Annotated in this window: 12 protein-coding genes; 7 read left to right on the top strand and 5 right to left on the bottom strand. The window is 64.3% G+C overall.

The features are described from left to right. The first annotated feature begins 207 nt into the window (after positions 1 to 207). Positions 208 to 2,289 carry a TonB-dependent receptor family protein gene (locus HWV67_RS01175; protein ID WP_175649570.1) on the top strand — a complete coding sequence of 694 codons (2,082 nt, stop codon included), beginning with the start codon at positions 208 to 210 and terminating at the stop codon, positions 2,287 to 2,289. Positions 2,290 to 3,006: 717 nt separating this feature from the next. On the opposite strand, the gene HWV67_RS01170 is transcribed toward HWV67_RS01175, so the two are convergent. Further along, positions 3,007 to 4,071, bottom strand: coding sequence for an AI-2E family transporter (locus tag HWV67_RS01170; protein WP_175649569.1), 1,065 nt, complete (start codon positions 4,069 to 4,071; stop codon positions 3,007 to 3,009). Positions 4,072 to 4,193: 122 nt separating this feature from the next. On the opposite strand from HWV67_RS01170, the gene trhP reads away from it, so the two are divergent. Then, positions 4,194 to 5,513 carry a prephenate-dependent tRNA uridine(34) hydroxylase TrhP gene (trhP, locus tag HWV67_RS01165; protein ID WP_175649568.1) on the top strand — a complete coding sequence of 440 codons (1,320 nt, stop codon included), beginning with the start codon at positions 4,194 to 4,196 and terminating at the stop codon, positions 5,511 to 5,513. A gap of 13 nt (positions 5,514 to 5,526) precedes the next feature. On the opposite strand, the gene pvdQ is transcribed toward trhP, so the two are convergent. Next, a complete protein-coding gene (pvdQ, locus tag HWV67_RS01160; protein WP_256679987.1) occupies positions 5,527 to 7,842 on the bottom strand; it encodes a bifunctional acylase PvdQ in 2,316 nt (771 codons plus the stop codon). Positions 7,843 to 8,056: 214 nt separating this feature from the next. Between pvdQ and HWV67_RS01155 the strand changes: the two genes are divergently transcribed. Then, entirely contained in the window at positions 8,057 to 8,440 is a 384-nt protein-coding gene (locus tag HWV67_RS01155) for a fe2+ zn2+ uptake regulation protein (RefSeq protein WP_095157241.1), read from the top strand. Between the two features lie 41 nt (positions 8,441 to 8,481). On the opposite strand, the gene HWV67_RS01150 is transcribed toward HWV67_RS01155, so the two are convergent. Then, a complete protein-coding gene (locus HWV67_RS01150) occupies positions 8,482 to 8,670 on the bottom strand; it encodes a hypothetical protein (RefSeq protein ID WP_175649566.1) in 189 nt (62 codons plus the stop codon). A gap of 166 nt (positions 8,671 to 8,836) precedes the next feature. Between HWV67_RS01150 and HWV67_RS01145 the strand changes: the two genes are divergently transcribed. The 4 genes from HWV67_RS01145 (at position 8,837) to HWV67_RS01130 (ending at position 11,328) form a co-directional block, all read left to right on the top strand. After that, positions 8,837 to 9,295 (top strand): hypothetical protein, encoded by a 459-nt coding sequence (locus HWV67_RS01145; RefSeq protein WP_175649565.1) that lies wholly within the window; start codon positions 8,837 to 8,839, stop codon positions 9,293 to 9,295. Positions 9,296 to 9,599: 304 nt separating this feature from the next. Continuing rightward, positions 9,600 to 9,980: a Mor transcription activator family protein gene (locus HWV67_RS01140; RefSeq protein ID WP_175649564.1), complete on the top strand. Its 381-nt coding sequence runs from the start codon at positions 9,600 to 9,602 to the stop codon at positions 9,978 to 9,980. 71 nt (positions 9,981 to 10,051) lie between these two features. Further along, positions 10,052 to 10,690: a DUF2589 domain-containing protein gene (locus HWV67_RS01135; RefSeq protein WP_175649563.1), complete on the top strand. Its 639-nt coding sequence runs from the start codon at positions 10,052 to 10,054 to the stop codon at positions 10,688 to 10,690. Between the two features lie 101 nt (positions 10,691 to 10,791). After that, on the top strand, positions 10,792 to 11,328 hold the full coding sequence (locus tag HWV67_RS01130) for a DUF2589 domain-containing protein (protein ID WP_256680048.1): 537 nt from the start codon (positions 10,792 to 10,794) through the stop codon (positions 11,326 to 11,328). A 9-nt stretch (positions 11,329 to 11,337) separates the two neighbouring features. Here HWV67_RS01130 and HWV67_RS01125 read toward each other — a convergent pair whose 3' ends face one another. Together HWV67_RS01125 and HWV67_RS01120 are read right to left on the bottom strand one after the other, a co-directional pair. Continuing rightward, a complete protein-coding gene (locus tag HWV67_RS01125) occupies positions 11,338 to 15,012 on the bottom strand; it encodes a translocation/assembly module TamB domain-containing protein (RefSeq protein WP_175649561.1) in 3,675 nt (1,224 codons plus the stop codon). Continuing rightward, on the bottom strand, positions 15,009 to 16,751 hold the full coding sequence (locus HWV67_RS01120; protein WP_175649560.1) for an autotransporter assembly complex protein TamA: 1,743 nt from the start codon (positions 16,749 to 16,751) through the stop codon (positions 15,009 to 15,011). Before HWV67_RS01120 ends, HWV67_RS01125 begins: the two co-directional genes overlap by 4 nt. Positions 16,752 to 16,755 lie beyond the last annotated feature (4 nt).

Here is a 16,755-nt window from a genome sequence, read left to right as displayed (position 1 = left end):
GGCCCTGATCTCGCGGGCCGATTGACGATGCCCGAACGATACGAAGGTGACGCCGTGTCGGACCAGTCGCACAACCTGTAGCCAGCGCGACTACATATCAGCGAGGGAAAGTCCTGCTTCGAAAGCGGAAGATTGTGGTGATTTCACAGGGCTTTCGTTCGTCTGATCTCACATTGCCTGCCAGACCAAATCCGTTGGAGCTGTAAGATGCCTTCCCCCTTGTCCCTGCATTCCTCCCTGTACCTGCTTGGCCTGAGCCTCGCCGGCGGCGCTGCCGCCCAAGCCGCTGATACCGTTGAACTCGGCCAGGTGGTAATCCAGGAAAAACAACAGGACGAGTTGCACGCAGCGCAAGAGCGCCTGCGTGAAGTACCGGGCGGGACCAACCTGGTAGACATGAGCCGGGTCGAACAAGGCCGGGTCGCGAGCAACCAGGATGTGCTGGCTTATCAGCCCGGGGTGTTCGCCCAATCCGCCGGCAACGATGGCGTCAAGCTGTCGATCCGCGGCTCGGGGATCAACCGCGCGCCGGGCGCCCATGGCTCCGGCACCTATGTGATGTTCGACGGCCTGCCACTGACCGGGCCGGGCGGCACACCCTACGAACTCTTCGAACCACTCTGGCTGAGCCGCGCCGAAGTCTTGCGCGGGGCCAACGGCTTCGACCGTGGCGCCCTGGCCCTGGGCGGCGCGATCAACTACGTGACCCACACCGGCCATGACGCCGCGCCACTGCAACTGCGCTACGAAGCCGGCAGCCGCGGTTACATGAAACGTCAGATCAGCTCCGGCCAGGTGCTGGGCGACCTCGATTACTACGTCGCCCTCACCGACTCGGAGTACGACGGCTACCAGAACCACAGCAGCGGCAGCAGCAAAGGTGTCGCCGCGAATGTCGGCTATCGCTTCAACCCCAATCTGGAAACGCGCTTCTACCTGCGCTACCGGGAGACCGATAACGAACTGGCCGGCCGCGTGACCCAGGACCAGATCAAGCACCACCCGCGTGCCGCCAACCCGGCATACCTGACCCGCGACGACAACCGTCCGCAGCCGGGCAGCACCTGGCTGGGCAACAAGACCACCTTCTACCTCGACGACGATTCGCAACTGGAAGCAGGCCTTGTCTATCACGACTATCCGATGGATCTGCGTGAAGGCCCGATGCGTCTGAAGGTCGCCTACACCGATGTCAGCGGCACCCTGAATTATCAGCGCCGCCACACCCTGTTCGGGCACGAGAGCAAAACCACCATCGGCTGGCGCACCACCAAGCACCTGCCCAACAGCGGCGCGTCGCAATATTCGCGGGTGAATGGCGTATTCGGGGCAAAAACCCGCGATTTCAGCTACCAGGGCTCGGACACCGTTCTGCATATCGGCAACGAACTGGAACTGATCCCCGACCTGTGGCTGACCAGCGGTCTGGCGGCGATCTACACCCGCCGCGAGAGCGACGTCACCTTCCCGGTTTCCGGCGGCAAGGTCAGCCAACATGACTGGGACTACGCGCCGCGTCTCGGCCTGCGTTACGACCTGAGCCCGGCGCTGCAGGTCTATGGCAACCTGAGCCGCTCGGTAGAACCGCCGCATCCGTGGTCGCTGATCTGGAGCGCGCCGACCCAGACCCAGCCGATCGAAATGCAGAACCAGACCGCGACCACCCTGGAGTTGGGTGCCCGTGGCGATTCGGATCTGGGGCGTTGGGATCTGGCGTGGTACTACGCCAAGGTCCGTCACGAATTGCTGGCCGTGGAAACCCAGGCGGCAACCCAGACCACCGCAGCAATCGTCGGCGAATTCAACGCCAGCCCGACCACCCACCAGGGCGTCGAAGCCGCCCTCGACAGCCTGCTCTGGGAACGCGCGGCGGTCGGCAAACTCTCGCTGCGCCAGGCCTACACCTTCAGCGACTTCCACTACCGCGACGACAAAGTCTTCGGCGACAACCGCCTGCCCGGCCTGCCGATGCACTATTACCAGGCGGAACTGCGCTTTGACCTGCCGAGCGGGTTCTATGCCGGGCTGAATACCCAGATGGCGTCGAAAGTCCAGGTTGACTACGCCAACAGCTACAACGCCGATGCCTACGCCCTGCTCGGCGCTACCGTCGGTTACAACGCGCCGAAACAGGACTGGCAGACCTGGCTGGACCTGCGCAACCTGACCAACAAGCGTTACGCCGCCATCGTGGTTCCGGGCTACAACGACAGAGGCGCCGATGTGGCGCGCTCTGTTCCGGGCGAAGGCTTCGGGGTCTACGCTGGTGTTTCCTACAGCTTCCGTTAACGAAATCCCGGGGATTATTTTTGGGCTTTTGGGTGTCGGCGCTGTGGGCTTATCCATTCGATATGGCGTGGCTGCCGGCCCCTTCCGCCTTTACGGCGGCCGACTTTTTTCTTGGAAAAAGTAGGCAAAACCGCTCGCTCCCGCATCCGGCCCTACGCTGCGCTCCGGGTCCCCTCGCTACGGCGCCTTTCGGGGCCACGCGGCCTACGACTTGCTTCGCAAGTCTACATCTCGCGTCTTCGGCTAACGCCGAAGGGTGCTGCGCACCTGCCCCTACAGGCACCTCCGCTCGGCCTCCTGAAGTCGCGAAGTTACGGGCGGCGCCTGTACTGACGGATCTTCGAAATCACAGCCTGGTGAAACCATCGATTTGCTCTTTTTTGCTCTTGCTCTTCATGCACGAAAGCCCAGACGACACAAAGTGCGACGTCAGGAGGCCGAGTGGAGGTGTCTGAAGGGGCAGGTGCGAAGCACCCTTCGGCGTTAGCCGAAGACGCGAGATGTAGACTTGCTTGCAAGTCGTAGGCCGCGTGGCCCCGCAAAACACCGGAGGGAGGGAACCCGAAGCGCAGCGTAGGGCCGGATGCAGGAGCCAGCGGTTTTCGTCCATTTTGCCAAGACAAAAGGACCCGCCGTAAAGGCGGAAGGGGCCGGCAGCCTCGCCATATCGAATGGATAAGCTCACAGCAATGCCCCCCAGAAAACAGACCCCCGGCCTCAAGGTGGCAACTGCACCTGAGGCCGGGTCTCGCTGTAAATACCCCAACTGGACACAAACAGCGCCGCAATCAACGGCCCGATAACAAACCCGTTGAGACCGAACACCGCCAGCCCGCCCAACGTCGATACCAGCACCAGATAGTCAGGCATCCGCGTGTCCTTGCCCACCAGCAACGGGCGCAGCAGATTGTCCACCAGCCCGATCACCCCGACGCCAAACACCGTCAGCACCACCCCTTGCCAGACCGCGCCACTGAGCAGGAAATACACCGCCACCGGCGCCCAGACGATCCCCGCCCCCACCGCCGGCAGCAGCGACAGAAACGCCATCAACACCGCCCAGAGCAACGGACTCGGCACATCCAGCACCCAGAAAATCAGGCCACCCAGCGCCCCCTGGGCAATGGCCACCAGCAGGTTACCCTTGACCGTCGCCCGCACCACCCGGTTGAACTTCAGTTGCAGACGGCGCTTCTGTTGCTCGGCCAGCGGGATCGCCTGGCGAATCTTGCGTACCAGTTCGGCACCATCGCGCAGGAAGAAGAACAGCAGATAGAGCATCACCCCGAGGCTCACCATCAGTTCGAAGGTGCCCTGGCCAAAACTGTAGGCCTGACTGGCGAAGAACTGGCTGCCTTGCAACGCGCCCTTGGCGGTCTTGTCCCGCAGCCCTTCCAGGTCGCCCATGCCCATGCGCTCCAGCGTGCGCTGGGCGACGTGCGGCAGCATGTCCTTGAACCGCTCGACATTCGCGGCGATGTCCAGCTCACCGCTTTCGATGCGCTTGTACAGCGACGAGCCTTCCTGCACCAACAGGCCACTGACGATGATCATCGGCAACACCGCGATCAGCAGGCAGGTCAACAGGGTCAGCGCCGCCGCCACATTGCGCCGCTGGTTGAAGCGCAACAGCAACCGGCGCTGCATCGGCGCGAAGAGAATGCCGAGGATCACCGCCCAGAACACCGCGCCGTAATACGGCAGGAGAATCCAGATAAAGGCCAGGGTCACCAGCACCAGTAACCCGATAAGGGTTTTTCGTTGTACGGCCGTTTCGTTCATGTCCACTCCTTTAGCACTCTGAGCATTAGTGCGCGGCGCCAAGGAGAAAGTGCCATTGCTCCAGATCAATAAATCCGAAGAGACGCTGGGGTAGCATCCGCGCCTTTTGCCCCGACCTGATCATGACCAACCTGACCAAGCCCGAACTGCTCGCCCCCGCCGGCACCCTGAAGAACATGCGCTACGCCTTCGCCTATGGTGCCGATGCGGTCTACGCCGGCCAGCCGCGCTACAGCCTGCGGGTGCGCAACAACGAGTTCGACCACGCGAACCTGGCCCTCGGCATCAAGGAAGCCCAGGCCCAGGGCAAGCAGTTCTACGTGGTGGTCAACATCGCCCCGCACAACGCCAAGCTGAAGACCTTCCTCAAGGACCTGGAGCCGGTAATCGCCATGGCCCCGGACGCGCTGATCATGTCCGATCCCGGGCTGATCATGCTGGTCCGCGAGCACTTCCCGCAGATGCCGATTCACCTCTCGGTGCAAGCCAACACGGTGAACTGGGCCAGCGTGAAATTCTGGAAAAGCATGGGTCTGACCCGGGTGATCCTGTCGCGGGAATTGTCTCTGGAAGAGATCGGAGAAATCCGTCAGCACGTGCCGGAAATGGAACTGGAAGTGTTCGTCCACGGCGCGCTGTGCATGGCCTACTCCGGCCGTTGCCTGTTGTCGGGCTACATGAACCGCCGCGACGCCAACCAGGGCAGTTGCACCAACGCCTGCCGCTGGAAATACACCGCGACGGAGGCTACCGAGAACGAAACCGGCGACATCGTCCGCGAAGTCGACCCGACCCTGGGTATCGGCGCGCCCACCGAGCAGGTGTTCGTCCTGCAGGAGAGCAACCGTCCGGGCGAAGACATGCCGGCGTTCGAAGACGAACACGGCACCTACATCATGAACGCCAAGGACCTGCGCGCGGTGCAGCACGTCGAGCGCCTGACCCGCATGGGTGTGCATTCGCTGAAGATCGAGGGCCGGACCAAGTCGCACTTCTACTGCGCCCGCACCACCCAGGTGTATCGCCAGGCCATCGACGACGCGGTGGCCGGCCGCGAATTCGACCGTTCGCTGATGCTGGATCTGGAATCACTGGCCCAGCGCGGCTACACCGAGGGTTTCCTGCGCCGCCATGTGCATGACGAGTACCAGAACTACCAGCGCGGCAACTCGGTGTCGGACCGCCAGCAGTTCGTTGGCGAACTGACCGGCGAGCGGGTCAACGGTCTGGCGGAAGTCCAGGTGAAGAACCGCTTCGCCCTCGGCGACCACCTGGAGCTGATGACGCCGGGCGGCAACTTCCACTTCGACCTGGCCGACCTGCGTGACCGCTTGGGCAACCCGATCGAGGTCGCGCCCGGTGATGGCCACACGGTCTACCTGCCCGTGCCGGAGCAGGCAGACCTGGCCTACGCCCTGCTGATGCGCGACGTCAGCAACTGACCGGGCATGGCGGTTAGCGCTGGGCCGCCATGTCGGCGCTGTCCGTAGCGCGGATCACCAGGGAGCGGTACTGCGGATCGGCCTTGATCTGCGCTTCGGTGAACGGCGTCGGGTACCACTCTTTGGCCGAGAAGGCGCGAGTCTGGTCACTGCCATGCGGCGAAGCGGCCTCGCTGGACTGAGAGAACACCAGCAAGCCCTGGGCTTTCGGGCCCTTGTCGTCGAAGGTCACCAGTTGCAGGTAGCTGGTGCCGCTGACCACCAGGCGCTTGCCCGGCGCCACTTCGACACTCTGGATCGCGTTGTACACGCCGAGGTTGGCCGGGCCGCCATGGATCGGCGTGCCGTCGGCGGCTTGCTGGATCTGCCCCCATTGACGCTGATCGGCGAGCCCGGCCTGAGCCACTTGCTGCGCCGAGGCCCGTAGTGCATCACGCAGTTTCGCCGCGACTTCGGCACGCTCATAGGCCAGGCCACGCGGGGTGTACCAGGGATCAGCCGGGTTGAACGGCACGCGCCAGAACCCACCCTGTTTCTGCAATGCCTGCATGATCGACTGGAAGTGCACCAGGCCCAACCCGCTCTCCAGATTGGCGCGCCGGTCCCAACCCGCCAGGCTGTCGCAGACGGCTTTCAACGAAGCGTCACCTCGCTCGCCGGCACACCACTTCAGCAAATCAGGCAACAGCACGTCGGCCAGATAGACCTGGTCGTCCATGACCATCTGCTTGAGGTCTTGCGCGTCGAGTTTGCCGGGCTGCTCCAGACGGGTCAGGGCGAAACGGCTGCGCGGCCCGAGCGGCAGGCTGTCGCGGCTGATCAGCGGCGAAAAGCCGGTCAGCGGCTCGGCCGGGTTGGCCAGCCAGGCGGTGTCGTTGGAGTGCTGGACGAAGTCCGCGCGGCTCAGGTGCGGTTGCATCTGCGCCGGGAAAATCCCCGGCTGCGCCGCCCGCGCATCGACCTTCCAGTTGCACGCGCTGCGCGAACCATCGAGGACGATCATTTCCAGCCCGGCCGCCGGATCGCTGCAGCGGCCCAGCAATTCGGTATCGACGTAGGGCACCACCGAGAAATTCATGTACAGGGTTTGCCCGGCCGCATCGGTGGCCAGCGTGTTGACCCACGGAATGCCCTGCAAACGCTGCACCGAGTCCTGCAACGCGGCCAGGCTGTCCGCCTGGTTGATCGCGTGCCATTGCTGCAGCACGCGGGTGTTGTCGAGGTTGGCATCACGCAGGCTGAAAGCGACCTGCGAGGTCCAGTCCAGACGGCCAGGCCACTGGACCACGGGGCCGAAACGGCTGCTAAACAGCTCGCGGGTCACCGTGCTCAACTGGCCATCCGCGCCTTTGACCGTAACGCTCAGTTGCTGCCGGTCCAGCGGCAGCGATTGCCCATCCAGCAGGTAACGGGTCGGGTCTTTCGGGTCCAGTTGCAGACGGTGCAGGGTGAAATGGCGCGAGGCATCGACGGTGTGGGTCCAGGCCAGGTGCTGGTTGAAACCGATATTGATCACCGGCAGCCCCGGCAGCGCGGCGCCCATCACATCGAGCTGGCCGGGCACGGTCAGGTGCATCTGGTAGAAACGCATGCCGCCACCCCAAGGGAAATGCGGGTTGGCCAGCAGCATGCCGCGCCCCGTGGCCGAACGCTCACGGCCGACGGCCACGGCGTTGCTGCCGCGCTCAAGGGCAAAGCGCTGTTGCCGCTCCATGGCCAGGTGGAATTCGTGGTTGCCGCGCTGCGCCGCAACCGTTGGCGGCTTCGCCCCCACCACCGCTTCCGCGAACTGGCCGACGCCACCTTCCACCAGCAAGCGCCGGGTCAGCTTGACCAGATCGAAGGCCGTGATCGGCCGCAGCCATTGCGCCAGCCGGCATTCCTCCGGCAGCCCTTGGGCGCTGCGCTCGGCGAGCGCACGGTTGAAGCCCTTGGCGTAACCCTCCAGCAACGCTTGGATCGGCGCCGGCTGCGCCTGCCAGAACGCCGACACCGAGGTCGGCGTGTTGAGCCAGGTGAAAAACAGGTCGCTGGTGAGGTTTTCCCGCTGCTCAAGGGTGCGCTGCTGCGGCCCGAAGTAGCGCGAGCGCTGGCCATTGACCGTCAGCACTTCATTGGCCAGCAGGCAGAGGTTGTCCTGCCCGTAGGCGTAACCAATGCCGTAGCCCAGGCTGCGGTCGTCGCTAGCGAGGATATGCGGCACACCGAAGGTGGTTCGACGGATTTCTGCGTGGATGTCGTCCGGGACATCCCGGGCCTGGGCCGAAAGGCCAAAGCCGACGAGCAGTGTGGCCAGGCAAAGTTTTGGAAGGGATGCAATGGTGATCACGCGAACTCCAGCCGGATCAGGATCTAGGGGCATCCTGAATGAACGAAGCTCACATGAAAAATTTACGGTAAAGGGGGCTTTGCTTCGTTACATGTAGGAACGCGGAATTTTTTTTCCGAAAAGTTGCAGATTTGCCGCGCTCATTCGTCTTATAGGGTGAGAGCGTCATTTTTGAACGCAGGACAGACAGGCTCTGGAAAGGGAGTTTTTTCGAATGTACAACCAACAACAACCGGTTCAACCGCTGCGTTACAGACGCAAGGTCAACGCCCCGCTACAGGTCAAGAGCGAAGCCCCGGAAACCGAGGAACGCGCTGGCAACGAGCAGATCCGCGAACTGCTGCGGGTCTTCGGCCTGCGCACCAGCCTGATCCGGCTCAAGGTCATCGACGCCTTGCACATGGCTGACCGTGACGGTCGCAGCATCGGCGTGCGCGGCATCCATAGCCAACTGGAGAAGCTGGATATTCCGCTGTCCTTCCTCAGTGTGCGCGAGGTGCTCAAGCGCCTGTGCGTCGAAGGCGTGATCAACATGGGCAGCGACAAGTGCTACAGCCTCAACCCCCAGGCGCGCGCCGTCCTGGAACAAAACCGCTGAGCGACCGGCCGGCGCAAGCCGGCCGCCCTGCTCGACTGCCGTCAGGGTTTGACCTTGCGGCGCATGATGCCGTTGATGACCACGAAGATCACCGCCAGGCCCATGGCCAGGTACTGGAACAACTGCTCGGTGATCACGCCTTGCTTCTGCAGCCAGGACATCCCCAGCATGGCGCCCAGCAGGACCAGGGTCATCAGGATCGAGTATTTGAGGCGTTGCCGTTGAGTCATTGGTAAATCCTTGCGACAAACTGTGGTGACGGCCCGGAACTGGCCGGGCGCCATGATACAACGCCGCCTTCGCCCCGAGGATGTTTTCCCGGTTTTTTACACCCTCCGTACCTGAAAGCATGCGTGGCTCCGGGCACTGCGCCCTCCTCAGCGAGCCGACCCTCCCATGTCCATCCGCCTTCTGCTTGGCAGCCTCACGCTGGCCACCAGCCTCGGCGCCTACGCGCTGAACACCGAAAAACTCCCTGAATCCGCCTTGCTCTCCCTCGGCGCCACCCTCGCCCACAGCGCCGGCAGCAGCCAGTGGCAGCAACTCTGGCAACGCACCCGCGCCGCCGGCCACCTGAGCCCGGGCGAGATGGCCCACTTCACCCTCCCCCAACCGCAGGTCGCCGAGCTGGTGAAGACCACCCTGCGCCAGGCCGACAGCGCCGATGCCGCAAAATCCACCCAGGTGCGCTATCGCCGCGACTTCCAGCCGCAAGTGGTGGGCATGCTCAGCGGCGCCCCGCTCAGCGCCATCTGCCTGTGGGTCGACTGGCGCACCCTGCCGGAGCTCCATGAAGCCTCCATGGCGCCGCATATGGGCCAGGTCAGCCTGCTTGTCAGCCAACCTTGTCCCTGAGTGAGCTTTGCCAACACATGTGGCGTGTTGCGCGGCGGTGACGCCGAACCACAACGGCTGGAATCGCGAAGCAGAGGTTCTGCCTACCACCGGCGATCATGAAACTTACAGTTCTTTGACTCGTTGGCTACCGTCGCTGACCTGCTTGATACCTAGCGACCCCGGTTCGGCTGATCGAGAATCGACCTCACGCCACCTGCCCAGTCCAGTGCTCGATCGCTCTTCGCTTGGCACGGATATTCAAGCCCTGCATGGCCCGACACGGTGGCCCTTTGCTCACCACGCCAACAACAAGGAAGTCATCATGCAATCCTGTGAACTGAAGCGAATCGACATCGGGCAACTTCCGCAATCACTGCAAATGCTCATCGACTGTATCGGCATCGAACATGCCTACCGCCTCACCAGCATTTACGGCGGGCGCCCCAAGTACATTCCCAAGCACCTCGAACGCACCTCGCTGGCGGAAATCCTCCCCACCGACGCCCTTGAGGCGCTGATCAAGCGCTACGGAGGCATGGCGCTGGAAATCCCCAAATGCGATCACTTCAATCGCCAGTTGCGCAACCAGCAGATCCAGCAGGAAAGCTCCAACGGTCTGTCCCGCAGCGTGCTGGCGAACAAGTACGGCCTGAGCCTGCGGCAGATCGGCAACATCCGCCGACAGGAGGCACACCAGCGCTGACCCACCACCTGCCGGCAGCTTGCCGGCAACCCGCGCGACTCCCCGCGCACTTCAAGAAAAGGAACGCTTGAATGGCAAATCCCGAGAGCGGCCTCATCGGCTCTGTAATGAACGCACTCCCCCTGGACCGCATGATCTCCGGCCCGCTGCAAGCCATGATCCAGGCCCAGGTTACCGCCAGCAAATCCTACGCGGACTTCCTCATGGGCGTCTGCATCAAGGATGGCAAGGCCGTCGCCATCCAGTTCGACTACGACGAAGCCATCACCGACGAGCAAGGCATCTACAAGGGCACCGTATCGCGCAAGATGCAGATCCCGCTGCTGGCCGCCGTCGCCCACCCGAACATCGTGGTGGAAGAAGGCACCATCGACTTCGAACTGACCGTCAGCCAGCAAGCGGAAAGCACCCGTGAAACCGCAGGTTCGGCGGAATTCGGAGCAACGCTGGGCTGGGGGCCGTTCAAGGTGGACGTGCGCGGCCAGGTCAGCCACAAGTCCACGCAGACCCGCAAGACCGACACCCGCGCCCGCTACGCGGTCAGCACCAAAGTCCGGCGCCAGGACCCGCCGGAGGCCCTGATGCGAGTCATCGACTTCCTCACCGACGCCGCCACCAAACCCATCACTCTGCCCAACACCGAAGCCCGCAGCCCCGAGGCGCTGCCTGACGACAACAAACTGCCGGCACCGGACCAGCAGACGGCCTGAACACCTCGTCCCCGACCGCCCTGCCCCGCCCTCATCGGCGGGGCGTCCTTTCATCCCGCTGAGGAATGCTGCCCGTGGATCAAACGCCCCCCAAGGAACCGATAGCGTCGAGTGACCTGTGCGACATCACGCGCGGCCTGCAAGAAGCCGCGTCCGCCACCACCAGCCTGATCGCCCAGCAGTACATCAGGCTGTTCGACCAGTTTTTCGACTACGACCCCGAAGCCCTGGGCACCCCGATGAAAGCGAAGATGGTGGAAGTGGCGGTGGACGACCAGCACAGCCTGAAGATCCCGTTGATCGCCCTGGTGGCGCCGCGTGGGCTGGCGCTGGAGCGGATGCAGGTCGACCTGTCAGTGAAGATCCAGAACACCCGGCCGGCCCCGGACCAATGCCCGGAAGCCCGCCATCAGCGCTTTTTCGTCAAGGTCGGCCAACAGACCAAACGTCAGGGCGAGACCCGTGACCCGGACGAAGTGCAGATCCGCATGCAGTTTCACGCCTGCGAGCCGCCGGAGGCGCTGAACCGGCTGATCGAGGAATACACCCACCTCATCTCACCCTCGCGCCGGGCCGCCCTGCCCGACGATATTCCGCCTTCCAGCAACGAGTTCATCGACGCCGCCACCGTGCGTTGACCCGCCGCCTCAGAAGTCCCGCTTGTAGAACAGATCCAGGGAGCTGGCCACGCCGCTGGCCGCTTCCAGGTACAGGCGCTTGCTGAGCATGTAGCGCAAGGCGATGGTGTTGGCCGGCTCGAACACCCCCACGCCGTAGCGCAGACTCAGTTTTTCGGTGAGGTTACCGCTGGCCACCACGCTGGTGGTGTTGCCGCTGCCTTCGGTGTCGAGCTGGAAGTCGTCGATACCCAGGCTCGACGCCAGACTGCCGGTGATCCCCGCACTCCCCGCCAGCCCCAGGCCCAATGCCGCTTGCGCCAGCATATTGTTGTCTTCGCCGGTGGTACTCAGCGGACGCCCCAACACCAGATACGACAAGGCCTGTTCCTGGCTCATGGCCGGCTCGGAGAACACTTGGGTGGTGGGTTGTTCGGCGCTGCCGCTGAGGCGGATCCCGGCAATCACGTCATCGGTCTTGCGGATCGCTTCAATATCCAGATACGGCTGGTCGATCGGCCCGGCGAACAGCAGGCGCGCGCGGCGGATGGTCAGGCGCTGGCCATAGGCGCGGTAGCGGCCATCGGACAGGCTCAGTTCGCCCCGGGTATCGAGGTTGTCGCCGATATGCACATGACCGAGCAGATTGGCGGTCAGGCCGAAGCCACTGAACGAGAGTTTTTCCTGACCCACCTGGACATCGATATCCATCGCCACGGCCATCGGCGCTTTGCCTTCCTCGGTCTGATGACCAACGATCACCGTGTCCTCGGAGACCTTGACGGTGGACGGCGGCAGATCGCGCACGGTGATCTTGCCCTTGGGCACCAGCACCTTGCCGCTGATCGCCAGACGCTCGCCCTGCAGGCTGATCTTCAGGTCAGGCGCCACTTCGAGGGCGGCGTAAGGTTCGACGTTGACCGGCAGACGTTGCCCCTGTAGCGCCAGGTCCACCGCCAGGGCCCGGCCCCAGCCGATCTCGCCACTCAGCCGGCCCTGCCCGGCCTCGCCACTGCGCCAGTCGCCCGTGAGCTGAACCTGCTCGCCCGCGATCAGCGCCCGCACCGTCAGCTCACGCAGGCTGATCGGCAATTCCGCCCCACCGACCTCGCCCCCCGACAACACCAGGTTGCCGTTGACCAGCGGCGCCAGCAGCGTGCCGGAAATCTGCCCGCTGCCATTCAGTTGCCCGGCCAGCCGCTCGACCATCGGCACGAACGGCCGCGCCACCGCCAGATCCAGACCGCTCAAACGGAACTCGCCGCTCAGCGGCTTGTTGCGCGCCAGCGGATCGATGCGCGCCGACAGGCTCAACTCACCCAGGCGTCCACCGCGGAAATCCAGGCGGGTATCGACCCGGCGCGGGCCCAGCGTGCTGTCCAGGCGCAGGCTCTGGTACGGGAAATCAACCCACTGCCCCTTCTCGCGGATACGCAGGGTGCCGCCACTGGCATCCACCTGCACCGTGCCTTTCGGCCCGCTGGCCGGCAGGTCGAGATTGATATCGGCGTTGAGCTGGCCCTGCCAGGCGAAGTCCTTGGGCAGCCATTGCGCCAGGCTGTCCAGCGGGAACTGCTTGAGGTGATAGCGGATCCGCGGTTCCGGCGCCAGGCGCTGCTCGTCGCCGCACAGGCTGGCCTGCCCGGACCGCCAGCAATGGGTGCCGAAATCGATCTGCCCGTTGGCCAGCCGTTGCAGTTTCGCCGGCGCTTGCAAGCGCCAGTCCTGGCCACCGGCGCGAATCTCGCCAGAGGCCAGGCGACCGCGCCAGTTGCCCTTGTCCAGTTGGCCATCCAGGCCCAGGTCGAGCTTGAGCTGCGGCCCGTCCAGCGCCAGTTGCAACTGCTGTTGACGAATGTCGCCCTGGCCCTTGGCGGTCAGCGTGCCGAGTGCCGTCTCGCCGGCGCGAATGCCGCTGGCGCTGAGGTCGATCAGGGCTTTCTGGTTGCTGTCGAGGCGAGCGTCGAGGTTGAGGGTCTGCAGACGGTTTTCCGCCTGGGCCAGTTGCTGCCCTTGCAGCTTCAACTGCCCTTGCGGCGCCTTGAGGGTGCCCGCCACATCGACGCGGCCCTTGATCTGCCCCTGCAATTGCGGCCAGAGCTGGCCGAGGCGCGGCAGGTTGAGGTCGATCTGTCCGGCGAGGCGCTGTTGCAGGCTGCCACTGCCGATGACCTGGTTATCACCCAGGCGTAATTGCAGGGTTCCCAAGGTCCATTGCTCGCCCGCACCTTCGGCCTTGAGCTGCAACACCGCCGGTTGGCCGCGCAGTCGGCCCTTGAGGTCGAGGTCGGCATTGAGGCTGAGTTTTTCGTTCTTCAGCTCGCCTTTGCTGCGCAGCGGTCCGGCCAGGGTGCCAGGCATCTCCGCCAGCCAATACGCGGGGTTCAGGTCCGAGAGATCCAGCGCCGCGTCCCACGCCACGCCATCGGCGAACGCGACGCTGACACTGCCGGCCGCCTTGCCCTGGCCTGCTTCCAGTGCGAGCTGCGGCAGGCTGATCTTGCCGAGGTCGCCCTTGAACGGGCTGCTGACCTTGAAGGCACCAGCCGGGCCGTCGAGGTCGCCGTTGAAATCACCTTCATAGTTGCCATCGCGGTACTGCACCTGGGCCTTGAGCCGGTGCAGTTGCACTTGCGGTGGCTGCTCCAGCGGATAGAGGCGCAGCCAGGGAAAGTCCTGCCAGTCGAGAGTGGCGCTGGCCGTCAGGGCCTGCTCCCAGTTGGCACTGGCGGTCAGGCCCAGGCGTTGCGCCGGGGTGGCGGTCAGGTCGAGGGCCGCCACTTCGGCGCCCTTGGCATCGACCCGTCCGCGCAGGGCCAGGTTGATCGGCCCCTGCTCCGCCGCCAGGTTGCCGGCACCGATCAGTTGATAGCCGGCCTTGAGGTCGCCGTGGGCGGTGAGTTCCAACTGCTCGAAACGCAGGGTGTCCGGGAGGCTGCCGACCGCTTTGAAACCGGTGGCGCTCAGGCGCACTTGCGCCGGCAGGTTGTCGGCCAGCGGCTGCAACTGGCCGCTGAGGCGACCTTGCAGATAGCCGCTGCTGTCGGCTTGCAGGTCCAGGCTCTTCTGCAGTTCGCCCTTGACCTGCAACGCCAGGTTCCAGGCCTGGCCGTCCACGGCCGGCAATTGCAATTGTCCCTCGGCATGCAACGGCCAGTCGCCGCCGGGTTGCAGCAGGCCCTGAAGGGTCAGGTGCAGGTCTTCGCGTTTGAGGTCGAGGCTGTCGATCTTCAGCCCTTCACGGGTCCAGTGCGCCGCCAGGGTCAGGCCGCTCAACTGTTCGTTGCCGTCCAGGCGCAGGGTGCCCACCTGTACTTCGCCCAGTTCGATGGCCAGCGGCAGATTGAGTTCGGGGAGTTTCAACGGCCCGCTGTCAGGGTCCGTTTCGGTGGGTGCGAAGGTCAGTTCGACCTGCGCCGCATGCAGTTTGTCCACGCACAGGGTACGACGCAGCAGGCAACCCGGCGTCCACTCCAGCAGCGGCGCGACCAGTTCGACCCGGTCGCCACCCGACTGCCAGACCAGCTTCTCCGCCTGCCACTGCTCGGCGAGGGTGCCCTGAAAACCGTCCACCTCAAGCCCAGGCACCAGCCCCAGCGCCCAACGGCTGCCGGCCTGGGTGCCGAGTACCAGCCCCAGCGCCAGAAGCAGCAAGACCAGCAGCGCAAACAGGCTGATCGCGATCCATTTCGATACCTGCTTCACAGCTCCGGCCCCATCGAGAAGTGCAAACGAATACCGCCGTCGTCATCCAGCGCCTTGGCCAGGTCCAGGCGCAGTGGGCCCACCGGTGAAACCCAGCGCACGCCGAAGCCAACGCCGGTCTTGAGGCTGGGGAAGTCGAGATTGTTGAAGGAGTTGCCCTGGTCGACGAAGGTCGCCAGCCGCCATTTGTCGGCGATCTGGTACTGGTACTCGGCGCTGCCGGCAACCATGTAGCGGCCACCGATGCGGTCGCCGTCGCCATTCTCCGGTGACAGGGTCTGGTAGTCGTAGCCGCGCACGCTCTGGTCGCCACCGGCGAAGAAGCGCAGCGATGGCGGCACCGATTTGTAGCCGTTGGTGGCGCTGCCGCCGAACTGCACGCGGCCGAGGAAGCGGTGGTTCTGCGCCAGCGTGGTCAGGCCCTTGACCAGCACGGTGCCGTTGACCAGGTTGGTGTCCGAGAGTAACCCTTCCTTGGCCACCCGCACATCGAATTGCAGGCGGTAGCCATTGTGCGGATCAATACGGTTGTCGCTGCGCAGGTAGCTGTAGCTGACGCCGGGCATCAGCAGGGTGCTGAGGCCGGAGTCGTCGCCGAGTCGGTATTCTTCGCGCTGCCATTTCAACGAAATCACCCGCTGCCAACCGCTGGGCAACTTGCTGTGCCATTCCGGGCCGACGGTCAGCAGCTTGCTGAGGGTGTCGGTGCCGGCGATCTCTTCATATTGATAACCGCCGGCATAGCGCAGCTTGTCGGTCAGCGGCGGGTCGAGGGGCACGTCGTACCACAGGCCGACGTTCTGCCGCGGCGCCGACAGCTCGGTTTCGATGCCGTAGCTGTGGCCTTGCGGGTTGACCCAGTGGCGCGTCCAGCCGGCCTTGCCGCGCGGGCCGACGTCGGTCGAGAAGCCGAGGCCCAAGCTCATGGTCCGTGGTTTGCGGGTCTGCACCTGAACATCCACCGGAATGCTCTGGCCCACCGCAGCGGTCGGCGCGGCATCGACACGCACGCCTTCGAAGTAGCCGCTCGATTGCAGCGCATTGTTCAGTTCGGCGATCAATTCGGAGTCGTAGGGCGTGCCTTCCCTGAACGGCACCATGCGTTGCAGCAGTTCTTCGTCGAACGGCGAATCGCCGTCGAACTGCACCCGGCCCAGGCTGTAGCGCGGGCCGCTGTCGTAGACCAGTTCGATATCCGCGACCCCGGCAGCCGGGTCCACCGCCAGGCGATTGCGCACGAAGTGGCCTTTGAAGAAACCGTAGCGCGACGCCTGGTTCTGGATCAGCCGCTTGGCGTCTTCGTAGTGACCGTGGTTGAGCACTTCGCCGCTGCGCAAGGCACGGCTGTCGGGGACACGGAAGGATTTGAGCTGGCTGGCCGGGCCTTCGATACGTACGCTGACATCGCGCAGGCGGATCGGCTCGCCCGGCTCGATGTTCAGCCGCAGGCGCGGGCCCTTGTCATCGTCGCGCGGCGGCAGCACCTCGCTGTCGATCTGCGCCTGGTAGTAACCCAGTGCCTGGGCGGCCTTGCGGGCCTGTTCCTCGGCCCCGCGACTGAAGCGCAGCAGCGCCTCTTCATCGCGCTCGCCGAGGCTACCGATATAGCCCTCGACATTGGCCTTGAGGTCGTTATTGGCGGGTTTGATCCGGATAACCAGTTCACTCTGTGCCGCCGCCGCAAAGCTGCTGGCCAGGCACAGGATCAAACCGCAGGTGAAGCGTCCTGAATACGTCATAGGC

Source organism: Pseudomonas sp. Marseille-P9899 (assembly GCF_903166565.1).
In the GTDB taxonomy this organism is placed as follows: domain Bacteria; phylum Pseudomonadota; class Gammaproteobacteria; order Pseudomonadales; family Pseudomonadaceae; genus Aquipseudomonas; species Aquipseudomonas huaxiensis.
The sequence above is the reverse complement of the archived record's forward strand: the minus strand, read 5'-3'. Positions and strand labels throughout refer to the sequence as shown.